This window comes from Arthrobacter sp. ISL-85, from assembly GCF_018613675.1.
Lineage (GTDB): Bacteria > Actinomycetota > Actinomycetes > Actinomycetales > Micrococcaceae > Arthrobacter.
The window spans coordinates 140,313-154,507 of sequence record NZ_JAGGPQ010000001.1 but is presented as its reverse complement, the minus strand read 5'-3'; the positions used below and the strand labels follow the sequence as shown (position 1 = coordinate 154,507).

Here is a 14,195-nt window from a genome sequence, read left to right as displayed (position 1 = left end):
GGTCCCCCGGCCCTATTGCGTTTTGGGTACGGCTTGTGTCTTGGGTACTGCCGCGATGCGCGCAGCCACCTTGACGGCGTCAAGGCTTGGACCGACGTCGTGCACACGGACTGCCCAGGCCCCCCGGGAGGCGCTGATGGCAGTGATCGCGGCGGTGGCGCCGTCCCGTTCTTCGGGAGCGGCGGACTTGCCGGCGACGGTAAGCAGGGTGCCGAGGAAACGCTTGCGGGAAGCAGCCACCAGGACCTTGTGGCCCAGGCTGTCCAGCTGGTCCAGGTTCTGCAGCAGTTCCCAGTTCTGTGCATCGTTCTTGGCGAACCCCAGGCCCGGATCGATGATGATCTGTTCCTGGCTGACGCCTGCGGCGTAGAGCTTGTCCCGCACTCCGGCCAGCTCCGCCACCACTTCCCCGGCCACGTCCGTGTATTCGGCGAGCGAATTCATGGTCCTGGCGTCACCCCGGCGGTGCGTGAGGATGTAGGGCACCTTGGAGGCTGCCACGAGTTCCACCATCTCCGGTTCGATGGTCAGCCCGGAGACGTCATTGATGATGGCCGCGCCCGCCTTGAGGGCGGCGGCTGCGGTGGCGGCATGCGTGGTGTCGATGCTGACCAGGGCCCCGGCCTTCACCAGCGCTTCGATCACGGGCAGGACCCGCCGCTGCTCTTCCTCCGGCGTGACATCGTCAGCGCCGGGGCGCGTCGATTCGCCCCCGACGTCGATGATGTCGGCGCCCGCGTAAAACATCCGCAGTCCCGCCGCGATGGCGGTGTCCGGCGTCTCGTGCTTGCCGCCGTCGCTGAACGAATCCGGGGTGACGTTCAGGATGCCCATGACCAGGGTGCGGCCAATGGGGAGGTCTTCGAAGCGCGCTGCCGGGCGGGGTTTGCGCAGGATGGGCAGTGGGGACGTTGCGGGCCCCGTCCCAGGGGCTGCAGCGAGTGAATCCATGGTGTGTGGTTACCTTCCGAGGATGAGGCTCATGGCTTCGGCACGGGTGGCCGGGTCATGAAGCTGCCCGCGGACCGCACTGGTGACGGTCTTCGCTCCGGGCTTGCGGATGCCGCGCATCGACATGCACATGTGCTCGCATTCAACAACGACGATGGCGCCGCGGGGTTTGAGGTGGCGCACCATCGCTTCGACTATTTCAGTTGTAAGCCGTTCCTGCACCTGCGGGCGGCGGGCAAAGATGTCCACCAGCCGGGCCAGTTTGCTCAGCCCGGTCACCTTACCGTCGTGCGAGGGGATGTAGCCGACATGGGCCACCCCATGGAACGGCACCAAGTGGTGCTCACATGTGGAGTAGAAGGGAATGTCCTTGACCAGGACCAGTTCCTCGTGGTCCAGGTCGAAGGTGGTGGACAGGACGTCGGCAGGGTCATGGTGCAGTCCGGCGAATACCTCGGCGTAGGCCTTGGCAACCCTTTTCGGGGTGTCCAGGAGGCCGCCGCGGTCCGGGTCCTCGCCAATGGCAAGGAGGATCTCGCGGACGGCCGCCTCGATCCGTGGCCGGTCCACCTTTTCTCTCTTGGAGTGGTGGGAACCGTCCTCCGCCGGGTAGTCGGCGGAGGCGGAAACGTCGTCGTCGTCGAAGGAAGTCACAGGGAAAGCTTAGCCGCGAAGGGTGTCGGGCCCCGAGTCGGGGGTGCCTCCCTGGAACGGAGCATCCTCCGGAACGCCCTGCGGATGCGGGGGCTGGGCGTCCAGTGGTTCGTCCAGCCGGGCCTTCTTGGCTTCCTCCTGCGCTTCGCGCTCGGCCCGCTCCTGGCGCGATTCCACCGGGCCGGCCATCTGGACGGGGCGGCTCTCTTTGGACAGCCACACCTCCCGGAAGTCGCGCTTGCGGACGTCCCGGAAGATGTCGGCAATCTCGGCCTGGTTCAGCGTTTCCCGCTCGAGCAACTCGAGTGCCAGCAGGTCCAGGACGTCGCGGTTCTCCGTGAGAATGGCGTAGGCCTCGTCATGCGCCTGATCGATCAGCCGGCGCACTTCCTCGTCCACCACGTAGGCGATCTGGTCGGAGTAGTTGCGCTCGTGCCCGGCGTCGCGGCCGAGGAAGGGTTCGCCGCCGCCCTGGCCCAGGCGAACGGCGCCTACGCGTTCGCTCATGCCGTACTCGGTCACCATCTTGCGCGCCGTGCCGGTGGCCTTCTCGATGTCATTGGAGGCACCGGTGGACGGATCGTGGAACACAATCTCTTCGGCCACGCGGCCGCCCATCGCGTAGGCCATCTGGTCCAGGAGCTCGTTGCGGGTGACGGAGTACTTGTCGTTCTCCGGAACCACCATGGTGTAGCCCAGGGCACGGCCGCGCGGAAGGATGGTGATCTTGGTGACCGGAGCCGAATTCCGCAGGGCAGCGGCAACCAAGGCGTGGCCGCCTTCGTGGTACGCGGTGATCTTGCGCTCATGCTCCTTCATGACCCGGCTGCGCTTCTGCGGGCCGGCCATCACGCGGTCAATGGCTTCGTCCAGGGCGCGGTCATCGATCAGGTTGGCGTTGGAGCGCGCGGTGAGCAGCGCGGCCTCGTTCAGCACATTGGCGAGGTCGGCACCGGTGTACCCGGGCGTCTTCTTCGCCACGGATTTCAGGTCCACGCCCGGGGCCATCGGCTTGCCCTTGGCGTGCACCTGCAGGATCTGGTCACGGCCAATCAGGTCCGGTGCGTCCACGCCGATCTGGCGGTCGAAACGGCCGGGACGCAGCAGGGCCGGGTCCAGGACGTCGGGCCGGTTGGTGGCCGCGATGAGGATCACGTTGGTCTTGACGTCGAAGCCGTCCATTTCAACCAGCAGCTGGTTGAGGGTCTGCTCACGTTCATCGTTGCCGCCGCCGATGCCGGCGCCGCGGTGGCGGCCTACGGCGTCGATCTCGTCCACGAAGATGATCGCGGGCGAGTTCGCCTTGGCCTGCTCAAAGAGGTCGCGGACGCGGGACGCGCCGACGCCGACGAACATTTCCACGAAGTCCGAGCCTGAAATGGAGAAGAAGGGGACGCCGGCCTCACCTGCAACTGCGCGGGCAAGCAGGGTCTTACCGGTACCTGGCGGGCCGTAGAGCAATACGCCCTTGGGGATCTTGGCGCCGACGGCCTGGAACTTGGCCGGTTCCTGCAGGAATTCCTTGATTTCCTGCAGTTCCTCCACAGCTTCGTCGGAGCCCGCGACGTCGGCGAAAGTCACCTGCGGCATGTCCTTGCTGACCATCTTGGCCTTGGACTTGCCGAACTGCATGATCTTGGAGCCGCCGCCCTGCATGCGGGTCATCAGGAACCAGAAGAGTGCGCCCAGCAGGATGACGGGGATCAGGAGGGAGAGAAGGCCCGAGAACCAGTTGCTCTCAATCGGCTGGTCTGTGAAGCCCTGGGCCGGCTTGGCGTCGGTGACAGCCTTCACCACGTCCTGTGCACGGGCATCGACGAAGAAGAACTGGACGCTCTTGCCCTTGTCCTGCCCATCCACCTGCAGGTTGTCCTTCAGCGTGAGGTCAACGCGGTTCTCGCCGTCGAAGATCTTGGCCTGCTCCACCTTGTTGCTGGAGAGCAGTTCCAGGCCCTTGTCCGTATCGATCCGGGCCGCACCGCCGGGGGCGAGCGTTGCAAAAGCCACAAGGAGCAGACCGACCACAACGACGATCCAGATGCCCGGGCCTTTGAAGAAGTTCTTAGCTTTCATCTGTTCGGGGCTGACCCCGTCCCTTCCGGTAGTGCTTCACGGCGAGTAGTCTGCGCGCGTGATGGTGCTGCGTCAGTTTCTAGCTATACACCGTCCGGAGTAAATCACGCATAACGAAAAGCAAAAGTTCCCTTTGGGCGTAGCGGGTGCGCCAGGGCCTCCGCAGAACCGCTTCTGGCGGCAGATCCGGCCGCAATATTGCCGTGAACTGCCGTGCTGCCAGAGGGGTTACTCGTAGACGTGCGGGGCCAGGGTGCCCACGAAGTCCAGGTTGCGGTACTTTTCGGCGTAGTCCAGCCCATAGCCGACGACGAATTCGTTGGGGATGTCGTAGCCCACGTACTTGACGTCGATCTCCACTTTGGCCGCGGTGGGCTTGCGGAACGCCGTGCAGATTTCCACTGAGGCTGTGCCGCGTGATTCCAGGTTGGTCTTGAGCCAGGACAAGGTGAGGCCTGAGTCGATGATGTCCTCGACGATCAGCACATCCTTGCCCATCAGGTCGGTGTCCAGGTCCTTGAGGATGCGCACCACGCCGGAGGACTGGGTCCCGGAGCCGTAGGAGGAAACGGCCATCCAGTCCATCGAGATGTGGCTGTGGAGCGCCCGGGCCAGGTCAGCCATGACCATCACGGCACCTTTGAGGACACCAACAATGAGGATTTCGCGTCCCTCGTAGTCCTTGTCGATCTGCGCGGCGAGTTCGGTGATGCGCTGCTGGATCTGTTCCCTCGAGTAGAGAACGTGCTTGAGATCTGCCTGGACGTCGTTTGAATCCACCAATGGCTCCTGTTTAGATGCGGGGTGCGACTATTTTGCGGGCGGTTTTTGAGGCCGGAATACTAGCTTCCCACAGCGCGCGTGTTCGCGGGGAACGGAACCGGCGCCGCCCGCTGTCCCCGGTGTGGCCGGGTCCTTCGATTCCTCGAGCTGTGCCAGTGACAGCCGGTACACATTCACGCCGCCGGGAAGCTCGACGGGACCGGCAGAGCCCTGCCGCCGGAGCAGTGACTCCGCCGCCAACAGACGCCGGTAGCTGGGCTGCTGCCCGCCGACGTCGGCCGCTGCCTTGGCGATGACCCGGAACCTGATGGCCGGTGCCAGTGTCCGCAACGCCTCCTCCGGCAGGCTCAGCCCGCTGCCGTCCCGCTCCACGAGGGATGCGTAGGCGCTTGCCGCCACATCCTCAAGGTAGTCAGCGTCCAGCTGGAGGATTGCGGCGGTCCGGGCCAGGGATTCGGCGACGCCGGGACCAAGTTTTTCCTCGAGGTGCGGGAGGACCTCCACCCGGGTCCGTGAGCGCGCGAAGGAGGGGTCGGCGTTGGTGGGATCGTGCCAGGGGTCCAGCTCCTCCACGGCGCAGATCTCTTCCGTGTCCGCACGCCGGAGGCCTAGGAACGGGCGCAACAGGACGGTCTTCCCGGCGCCTGCCCGGGCCGGGCGCATGCCCGCGAGGGAACGCGTTCCGGAGCCGCGGGCCAGGCCAAGCAGTACCTGTTCAGCCTGGTCATCCAGGGTGTGGCCCAGCAGGATTGCCTCCGCGCCCTGCTCCTCAGCTGCTGCCTCGAGAGCGGCATGCCGGGCGTCGCGGGCGGCGGCTTCGGGGCCGATGCCCGCACCGGCAACCGTGACAGGACGGACTTCCACCGGTTGCAGGCCCAGCGCGTCCAGTGCCTCGGCGGTGCGGGCGGCAACCTCAGCGGACCCCTCCTGCAGCTGGTGGTCCACCACTACCGCACCCACGGTCAGGGGGTGTCCGTCCACGTGGCCGCGGCGCGCAAAGTACGCGGCGACGGCGGCGAGCGCCAGGGAATCGGGGCCGCCGCTGCACGCGACAACGACATGGCGGGGATAGCCGGCGTCGGCCAGGGCGTTTTGCAGCAGTTTGCGCGCGGTGCCGACGACGGGCGCCAGCCTGCCGGGCCGCCGTCGGCCGCTGCGCACGGCCGGCACGCCAGGCGACTGGCTGTCAGGCAGCCGGGCGTCAGGCAACCGGCTGTCAGGCAAATCGGAAGGGGACAATCAGAGGCCCATCCGGTCGAGCCACAGCTTGGCGTCGTGGATCTCGGGCTCGGTGGGCAGGTGGTCCACGGACTCCCATACCTTGTTAAAGCCGTCCATCCCGGCCACGTCCACCACCGCGCGGACAAAGCGGGCGCCGTCGGAGTACTGGCGCATCTTGGCGTCCAGCCCCAGGAGGCTGCGGATGAACTTTTCGACCACGCCGCGGTCCTTGCCGCGGTCGTTGAAGCGCTGCCGGATGGTCTTGACGGAGGGCACGATGCTGGCGTCCACGGCATCCATGACCACGTTCGCGTGCCCTTCGAGGAGGCTCATCACAGCGGTGAGGTGCGATATGGCGGCCTTCTCCTCCGGGTCCTGCAACAGGTCCAGGATGGCGCCGCGGCCGGGAGTGTTTCCCGTGGCGGAACGATCCTTCAGCGAACGCGCGGCAGCTGAGGCGCGCTCCATCAGGGAACCAACATTGCCCAGGAGGTGCCCGCTGAGTTCGTCGATTTGTTCCAGCATGTGGTGGCGCAGCCACGGAGCTGCCGCGAACTGCACCCTGTGGGTCTGCTCGTGCAGGCATACCCAAAGCCGGAAGTCTTCCGGTGCGACGTTGAGTTCGCGCTCCACCGAGACGATGTTCGGTGCCACCAGCAGGAGCCGGCCGGCAGCAGGGGCCGTAGAGTTCTCCGCCAGCGCCGCGAAGGGATCGTACTGGCCCAGGACCTTGCTGGACAGGAAGGCCAGGACGGCGCCCAGTTGGCTGCCGGTAATGGCGCCGCTGACCTGGGCGGCCGCGGGGCTGAGGTTCCCGCGCCGGCTGTCCAGCATCTTCTGCATGGCGGGCTTAAGCATCACCGCGAAGCTTTGGGTGTTGGCCTTGGCCCAGGACGCCCGGTCCACCACAAGCACGGAGGAGTCGCGCAGGTCCCGCGCCGCTTCCAGCCGGGTAATTTCGTGGACGTGAGGCACGGAGGCGTCCGCGAGCCGGCGCAGGCTGTCCACCGCCTCCCCGATGGCCGCCTGGTCCAGCACCGGACCGGCGGGAGCCAGCCGCGCCGCGGTAGAAGCAGCGAGGTCCCAGTTGATCAGGGACTGGGCCTGATTGGACTGGGCTGTTGGGGACAACGTCGATGCGGACTCGCGCGCAGTGGACTCCATGGTTCCCATCAGAACACAGCATGCCGGGGATCGTCCTTAAGTTCGCTGACCGGCGAAACTTCCACAGCCACTGCACAGGAGCGGCCCTCGCCCGCGCAACCGCTGCTGCCCCGCCGCTAATGCGGGTCACGGCCGCTCATTGGCGTCGCAGCGGGGCGCCGCGAAATCCAAGCAAGCCGCCCTAGCGGCAGCCGCAACCTGCCAGGGCGGTGGCCGCCCGGTCCAGTGCGACTTTATTGCCGGCAGCCCCGGGAGTCAGGCCGTTTCCTATAAAGGAGAACACCAGGAGCCGGCCGTCGCCGTCCACCACATAGCCGCTCAGCGCCAGCACGGTGTTCAAGGTCCCGGTCTTGGCGCGCACCAGCCCGGCACCACCGGAGGTAGTGGCATCCCCGTAGCGGCTGTCCAAGGTGCCCGACAGCCCGCCGACCGGGAAGCCGTCCAGCGCGGCGCGAAGCCTGCCGTCGGCGCCGGTGGCGATGGTCCGCACCACATCCGTGAACTGGCGGGCGGAAACCTGGTTGCCCATGGCCAGCCCGCAGACATCCACCAGTTTCACGGTGTCCGAAGGGATGCCGGCAGCCCCAACCTCGGCCGCGACCGCAGCAGTGGCACCATCGTTGCTACCGGGGCGGCCGGTAGCCAGCGCCGTCATCCGGCCCATGGTTTCGGCCAGGTAGTTGTCCGAAACCTGCAGCATCAGGTCCACCTGCTCCGCCACGGTAGCCGAGTCAACGCTGGCCAGGACTGCGGCGCCGGCAAGGCCGGCGCCCGGTGAACGCTCGACGCCGGCCGTCACCGTGAGTCCCGCCCCGGCACCTGCCGCACGGAGCTGCCCCGCGAACGCCTCCGCCGCAGTCATGGCGGAGTCCTGGGGCCGGGGACCCGTGGTGACGGCGGGATCGAAGCGCGCAGAGTTCAGGGCCAGCGGGTACAAGGGCGCAATTTCGCCGGCCTCCACATCGCCGGACTGCCAGTTGGGGTTCAACACCGGGCCTGCGAACAGGGAGTCATCCACGAGCACCTTGATCTCCCCTGCGGTACCTGAGGCCTGCAGCGCCTGCAATGTCAGGGCGGCAAGGGTGGCCAGGCCGGCATGGCCCATCACCTCGTCCGGCCGCGACTCCCCGGCACCCAGGAGGACGTCGCCGCCGCCCACCAAGACCACTTGCCCGGCAGCAGGCCCCCGCACCACCTTGGTGGTGAAGCGGCGGTCCGGACCCAGGGTGCGCAGCGCGGCCACAGCAGTCAGCAACTTAAGGTTCGACGCCGGCACCCGGCCTTCCGCCCCGCCCCGGTCAAAGAGGACCTGGCCCGTGAGCGCGTCCTGCACCGTGCCCGTGAAAGTACCACCGCCGTCGGCCTTCAACACGGGTTCCAGCTGGGCCGTCACCGCTGAGGGCACGGGCACCGGGGCGGAAGGCTGCAGCGGTGCAAGCACCTGCGGGGCAGCAAGGGTGGCGGGTGCCAGTTGCCAGGCAGGCGGCGCAGGGGTGGGTGCCGGCGGCTCGGGGCCCAGGAATCCCGGGGCCACCAGCATGGCTGCCGGGATGGCCAGGACAAGCAGAATCAGTGCGGCCAGTGCCAGCGGCCAGGACGTGTGGGGCCCCGCGTCCGGGCTCCGCCGGCGCAGGCGTCGACGGGCGCGCAGCCGTTCCCCGCCGCTTGTTTTGGTCATGCTGGTGCTGGTCCTCAAGTCCGGAAATATCCCCACAAGTTCCTGATTCCAGGGCCTCTCGCTATATCCTCAATAATAGTCGGCGGCACCGACACTCTTTTTTGTGGGCCCGTCAAGTGTGCCGCGCACCCCCTGCAATTGCCGAGGAGCATTCCATGAAGCACGACGTGACCATCGAGATCCCCAGGGGATCACGCGTCAAGTACGAAGTTGACCACGAGACCGGCCGCGTCCGCCTGGACCGCGTCCTCTTCACCTCCATGCAGTACCCCACGCACTACGGGTACTTCGAGAACACCCTCGGCGAGGACGGCGACCCGCTGGACGCGCTGGTGCTCCTGCAGGACTTCGACCTGCACCCCGGCGTCATCGTCGAGTCCCGCCCCATCGGCGTCTTCAACATGACCGACGACGGCGGCGGAGATGCGAAGATCCTCTGCGTTCCCGTGGATGCCCGTTTTGACCACATCCAGGAAGTCAGCGATGTCAACGAGTTCCTGATCAAGGAAATCGAGCACTTCTTCACCCGCTACAAGGACCTCGAGCCCGGCAAATGGGTCAAGGCCGAGGGCTGGGGCGACCGCGCCGCCGCCGAAGCCGAACTGGAAGCGTCCATCAAGCGCTACGTCCCCACCGGACACTAGTCCTGACGGTAGGCCCGTTGGTTCGGCCTACAACACTAATCCCCGCCTTCTGGACAAATCCCCGCGCCGTACGAGGGGGAATCGTCCGGGAGGCGGGGATTTTCCGCTTTAACCGCACCTGCACATCTGTGGCATCGTGGGGCTGTGAGTTCCGAGCCAGCCCTGATGTCCCAACTCTTGTTCCATCCGCCGTGCGGCCCCGTCAGCGGCCGGAGGGATGGCGACGTCATTCGCGCCACCGGCATTCCCTACGCCACCGCCCAACGGTTCCAGCCGCCGGCGCCGGCCCCCGACTGGACTGCGGAATTTCGCGCCACCTCCCCCGCGCCCGCCTGCCCGCAGGCGCCGGTGCCCTTCCTCGATGACGTCCTGGGCACGAAATACGGCGAGCTTCCGGGCAGCGAGGACTGCCAGAACCTTTCCATCACCATGCCCGGCGACCTGAATCCGGACGACACGCTGCCCGTCATGGTCTGGATCCACGGCGGCTCCTACACCACCGGCTCCGGGGACCTGGCCATCTTCGACCCCGCCCGGCTGGTGGCCGAGAACCGCGTCATTGTGGTTTCCGTAACCTACCGGCTGGGCCTGTTCGGCTTCCTGGCCACACCGGCAGGCCGGCCCGGCAACCTGGGACTCCTGGACCAAATCGAGGCGTTCCGTTGGGTGCAGCGGAACATAGCGGCTTTCGGAGGCGATCCGGGCCGGGTCACCGCGTTCGGCCAGTCTGCCGGCGGCGACGCGATCGCCCACTTGATGGCCACGCCGGAAGCGCCCGCCCTCTTCCAGCGCGCCATCATCCAGAGCGCGCCGCTGGGCATCGCCCGGGGGCGGGCGAAGATGAACCACGCCATGGGGATTGCCGCCGAATCCGTATCGGAGGAGACGCCGGCCATGGAGGTGGTGGCGGTTGAGGAGCGGGTCACCCAGGTGGCCCGGAAATTCGGCATGCTGGCCGCCATGCCCTTTGGCACGCAGTATGGCCACGACCCCCTTCCGGAGGAATCCGGCATCGAAGCAGCGTGGGACCGCACGGCGCCAGCCATCGAGGTGTTGATCGGCCATACGTCAGAGGAGGCCCGCCTGTTCCTCCCCCGCAGCCCCCGCCTGATGCGCCTGGCCGCGGTCCCAGTGGTGGGCCGTGCCGCCGTGCGCGCCATCGACTGGGTGGTCACCGAAACCGTGTATGGCCGTGCAACCCGCAGGTTCGCCCGCCGCCATGCCAGGGCCGGAGGCCGGGCCCACCGCTATGTGGTGGACTGGCACGCCCCGGGCAACATGTTCGGCGCCGCCCACACCATCGACCTCCCACTGCTGCTTGGCAACCGGAAGACATGGGACGGTGTGGGCCTGATCGCCGGCGCCCCCTGGGAAGACGTGGAGGCGGCAGGCCGGGAGATGCGCACGCTGTGGGCCGGCTTTGCACGGGGCGCGGACCTTGGCGGGGCCGGCAGCATCCCCGGCGTCCTGCGATACCGCTCGGCCTGAATGCCATGATGGGCTGCCCGTGAGGACGCTGGGCGTGGATCTGGCTGCGGCGACGAAGAAGACCGCCGTCGCCATCATCGAATGGGAAAGTACCTCCAGCGTCAGCTCCCAGGACTCCGGCGGCACCGCCCGGCTCACCCACCTGGCCCTGGACGTCGGCGACCAGGAGATCGTGGAGCTGTTCGGCACCTGTGACATGACCGGCGTCGACTGTCCCCTGGGCTGGCCTGACGCGCTGGTCCCGTTCCTCACCGGCCACCTGAACTTCGACGCTGGACCCGTCCTCCAGCACGACGGGATCGCAGGCAGGCGGCTGCTTGCCTACCGCGACACGGACCGGTTCGTCACGCGCCAAACAGGGCTCATCCCGCTGAGTGTCTCCGCCGACCGGCTGGCGCACCCGGCCATGCGCTGCGCGGTGATCCAGGCGAAGATCGCGGTGCTGCACGGCCCCCAGCCGCGGGACGGGTCCGGCCGGCTTGCCGAGGTCTACCCGGCCGCAGCACTGAAGATCTGGGGCCTCAACGGGCGCGGCTACAAGGGCCGCGGCATACCCGAAGCCGAGCGCCTGGGCCTCCTGCTGGCGGCCCTCGAAGAGCAGGCGCCGTGGCTGGACCTCGCCGGGCACCAGGACAAATTAGCCGGTTCGGACGACCTGTTCGACGCCGTCATTGCCTCGCTGGCCGCCCGGGCCACCGCCCGTCGTCGTACGCTCCGGCCGGATGCCGCCCACGCAGCCGCCGCCCGCAGCGAAGGCTGGATCCACCTGCCCTCCTGCGGCATGGACGAACTCCCGCTTTAGTAGGTCAGCCGCCCAGCTTCCAGTTCCGGATCTCCTCCGGGTCCTCGCCGTGGGTACGGGTGTGCTCGCGGGCGCGGTTCCGGCTGTCCTGCAGGTCCTGGCGCAGGAGCGAGTGCTTCTCGGCCAGGCCCGGCACCCGGTCGATCGCGTCGATGGCAAGGGTGAAGCGGTCAATGCCGTTCAGCATGGCCATGTCGAACGGGGTGGTGGTGGTCCCCTCCTCCTTGTAGCCGTGCACGTGGAAGCCCTGCTGGTTGGTGCGGCGGTACGCCAGGCGGTGGATCAGCGCCGGGTAGCCGTGGTAGGCGAAAATGACGGGCTTGTCCGCGGTGAAGATGCCGTCGAAGTCATGGGCAGGAAGGCCGTGCGGGTGCTCGCTTTCGTCCTGCAGCCGCATCAGGTCCACCACGTTGACCACCCGTACCTTGAGTCCGGGCGCGCCATCGCGAAGCAGTTCGGCGGCGGCCACGGTCTCCACGGTGGGAACGTCCCCGGCGCAGGCCAGCACGACGTCGGGCTCCTCGCCGGGGACCTCAGAGCCGGCAAACGTCCAGATCCCCAGGCCGCGGCGGCAATGGTTGGCGGCATCGCCCGGGCCAAGCCAGGTGGGCGAGGGCTGCTTGCCGCTGACCACGATGTTCACGTAGTCCGTGGAGGCCAGGCAGTGCTCCATGACGGACAGCAGGGTGTTGGCGTCCGGCGGCAGGTACACCCGGATGACCTCCGCCTTCTTGTTCACCGCGTGGTCGATGAAGCCCGGGTCCTGGTGCGAGAACCCGTTGTGGTCCTGCTGCCACACGTGGGATGACAGCAGGTAGTTCAGCGACGGCACCGGCTGGCGCCACGGCAGCCTGCGGGAGACCTTGAGCCATTTGGCGTGCTGGTTGAACATGGAATCGACAATGTGGACGAAGGCCTCGTAGCAGTTGAAGACCCCGTGCCGGCCGGTCAGGAGGTAGCCCTCCAGCCAGCCCTGGCACAGGTGCTCGCTCAGCACCTCCATCACCCTGCCGGACCGCGCCAGGTGCTCGTCGACGTCGTCAATCCGGTACTGCCACACCTTGTCGGTGACCTCGTAGACGTTCTGCAGCCGGTTGGACGCCGTCTCGTCTGGACCGAACAGCCGGAAGTTCTCCATGTTGTGCGCGATCACGTCCCGCATCCATGAGCCCAGCGTGACCATGGGGCTGACGCGCTCGACGCCGGCAGTGGGGACCTCGACGGCGTGGTCCTGGTAGGCGGGCAGCCTCAGCGCGCGCCTCAGCACGCCACCGTTGGCGTGCGGGGTGGCGCTCATCCGGAAGTCGCCGGTGGGCGCGGCTTCGGCGACGTCGGGCCGGAGCCGGCCGTCGCCGTCGAACAGCTCGTTGGGTCGGTAGGACTCCAGCCACTCCTCCAGCTGCTTCAGGTGCTCGCCGTTGGTGCGGACCTCGTCCAGCGGCACCTGGTGCGCCCGCCACGTCCCCTCCACCTGCAGCCCGTCCACGATGTGGGGTCCGGTCCAGCCCTTGGGCGAGCGCAGCACGATCATGGGCCAGTGATGCCCGCCCTCCCCCTCCTTTTCAGCGTCCGGATTCTGCCGGTGGGCGTCCTGGATGGCCTTGATATCGGCCAGGCACCGGTCCAGCACGGCCGCGAAATCACGGTGCGCCTGCTCCGTGTTGTCCGGATCCGCCACGGTCACGAAGTACGGCTCGTGGCCATACCCGCGCAGCAGCTGCTCCAGCTGATCCTGCGGCATCCGGGCCAGGACGGTGGGGTTGGCGATCTTGTAACCGTTGAGGTGCAGGATGGGCAGCACGGCGCCGTCCACTGCGGGGTCCAGGAAGTTGTGCGAGTGCCAGCTGGCGGCAAGGGGCCCGGTCTCCGCCTCGCCGTCGCCGATCACGACGGCGGTCACCAGCTGGGGGTTGTCGAACACCGATCCGTAGGCGTGGGCAAGGGAGTATCCAAGTTCACCGCCTTCGCTGATGGAGCCGGGGCTTTCCGGGGCGGCGTGGCTGGGAATGCCGCCCGGGTAGGAGAATTGCCGGAACAGCTCGGCCAGGCCCGCCTCATCGTTGCCCACATGCGCATAGATTTCGGAATAGGTTCCCTCCAGCCAGGCATTGGCGACGACGGCGGGACCACCATGCCCGGGACCGGCCACAAAGAGCATCTCGAGGTTGTCGCGGCGGATCACGCGGTTCAGGTGGGCGTAGACGAAGTTAAGCCCGGGCGTGGTGCCCCAGTGGCCCAGCAGGCGGGACTTGGTGTCCTCCGCCTGCAGCGGTTCCCGCAGCAGCGGATTGGACCGCAGGTAGATCTGCCCCACCGAAAGGTAGTTGGCCGCGCGCCACCACCTGTCAACGAGTTCCAGCTCCCCCTGTTCCATGGTGGCCTGCTGCATCTCGTCCTGCATCTCGTCCTGCATCTCATCCTGCCCAGTGCTGCCGGCCATAACCATCCTAACGTCGGGTGTTGCCGCTGCAGGCGGCCGTTTCCCCATCGCAACAGATGAAGGGGCAGGCAGGCAACCCCCGCCGTCGAACCTTGCCTTGTGATCCTTGGGCACCCGAAGGGTGCTGAGCAAGCTTAATTTTCGTTGAGGCGGAGGCTGGGAACATCAATATGGGGAGACCAAGACATGCCACGCCAAGGCGACCGGCGCCTCGGGCTCCGGTTCCGCGGTACTGGAGGCGGCCGGCATCCGGCGCGGCGGCCGGACAGGACAACTGACCCGGGCCCGTCAGCCACC

General features: G+C 67.4%; 11 protein-coding genes. 3 read left to right on the top strand and 8 right to left on the bottom strand.

The annotated features are described in order from the left end of the window. Nucleotides 1–12 precede the first annotated feature (12 nt). The 7 genes from folP to dacB all read right to left on the bottom strand — a co-directional run bounded on the left by folP (nucleotide 13) and on the right by dacB (nucleotide 8,524). Nucleotides 13–951: a dihydropteroate synthase gene (gene folP / locus J7I84_RS00760; protein WP_214939248.1), complete on the bottom strand. Its 939-nt coding sequence runs from the start codon at nucleotides 949–951 to the stop codon at nucleotides 13–15. A 9-nt stretch (nucleotides 952–960) separates the two neighbouring features. Next, nucleotides 961–1,605: a GTP cyclohydrolase I FolE gene (gene folE / locus J7I84_RS00755; protein WP_214939246.1), complete on the bottom strand. Its 645-nt coding sequence runs from the start codon at nucleotides 1,603–1,605 to the stop codon at nucleotides 961–963. Between the two features lie 9 nt (nucleotides 1,606–1,614). Then, complete coding sequence (ftsH, locus tag J7I84_RS00750) at nucleotides 1,615–3,678, bottom strand: ATP-dependent zinc metalloprotease FtsH (protein ID WP_214939243.1); 2,064 nt, start codon at nucleotides 3,676–3,678, stop codon at nucleotides 1,615–1,617. 228 nt (nucleotides 3,679–3,906) lie between these two features. Further along, a complete protein-coding gene (hpt, locus tag J7I84_RS00745) occupies nucleotides 3,907–4,458 on the bottom strand; it encodes a hypoxanthine phosphoribosyltransferase (RefSeq protein ID WP_142042755.1) in 552 nt (183 codons plus the stop codon). A gap of 30 nt (nucleotides 4,459–4,488) precedes the next feature. Continuing rightward, nucleotides 4,489–5,562 carry a tRNA lysidine(34) synthetase TilS gene (tilS, locus tag J7I84_RS00740; RefSeq protein ID WP_214939327.1) on the bottom strand — a complete coding sequence of 358 codons (1,074 nt, stop codon included), beginning with the start codon at nucleotides 5,560–5,562 and terminating at the stop codon, nucleotides 4,489–4,491. Between the two features lie 138 nt (nucleotides 5,563–5,700). Next, nucleotides 5,701–6,846: a zinc-dependent metalloprotease gene (locus J7I84_RS00735; protein WP_214939323.1), complete on the bottom strand. Its 1,146-nt coding sequence runs from the start codon at nucleotides 6,844–6,846 to the stop codon at nucleotides 5,701–5,703. 181 nt (nucleotides 6,847–7,027) lie between these two features. Then, complete coding sequence (gene dacB / locus J7I84_RS00730) at nucleotides 7,028–8,524, bottom strand: D-alanyl-D-alanine carboxypeptidase/D-alanyl-D-alanine-endopeptidase (RefSeq protein ID WP_214939240.1); 1,497 nt, start codon at nucleotides 8,522–8,524, stop codon at nucleotides 7,028–7,030. A gap of 155 nt (nucleotides 8,525–8,679) precedes the next feature. Here dacB and J7I84_RS00725 point away from each other — a divergent pair, with 155 nt between their 5' ends. From J7I84_RS00725 to J7I84_RS00715, 3 genes are all read left to right on the top strand, one after another. Beyond that, nucleotides 8,680–9,168: an inorganic diphosphatase gene (locus J7I84_RS00725; RefSeq protein ID WP_214939237.1), complete on the top strand. Its 489-nt coding sequence runs from the start codon at nucleotides 8,680–8,682 to the stop codon at nucleotides 9,166–9,168. A gap of 165 nt (nucleotides 9,169–9,333) precedes the next feature. Next, complete coding sequence (locus J7I84_RS00720) at nucleotides 9,334–10,656, top strand: carboxylesterase family protein (protein WP_214939320.1); 1,323 nt, start codon at nucleotides 9,334–9,336, stop codon at nucleotides 10,654–10,656. A 19-nt stretch (nucleotides 10,657–10,675) separates the two neighbouring features. Beyond that, entirely contained in the window at nucleotides 10,676–11,458 is a 783-nt protein-coding gene (locus tag J7I84_RS00715) for a DUF429 domain-containing protein (RefSeq protein WP_214939234.1), read from the top strand. Between the two features lie 4 nt (nucleotides 11,459–11,462). Here the strand turns inward: J7I84_RS00715 and J7I84_RS00710 are convergent, their stop codons facing one another. After that, entirely contained in the window at nucleotides 11,463–13,898 is a 2,436-nt protein-coding gene (locus J7I84_RS00710; RefSeq protein ID WP_214939231.1) for a phosphoketolase, read from the bottom strand. Between the last annotated feature and the right edge of the window lie 297 nt (nucleotides 13,899–14,195).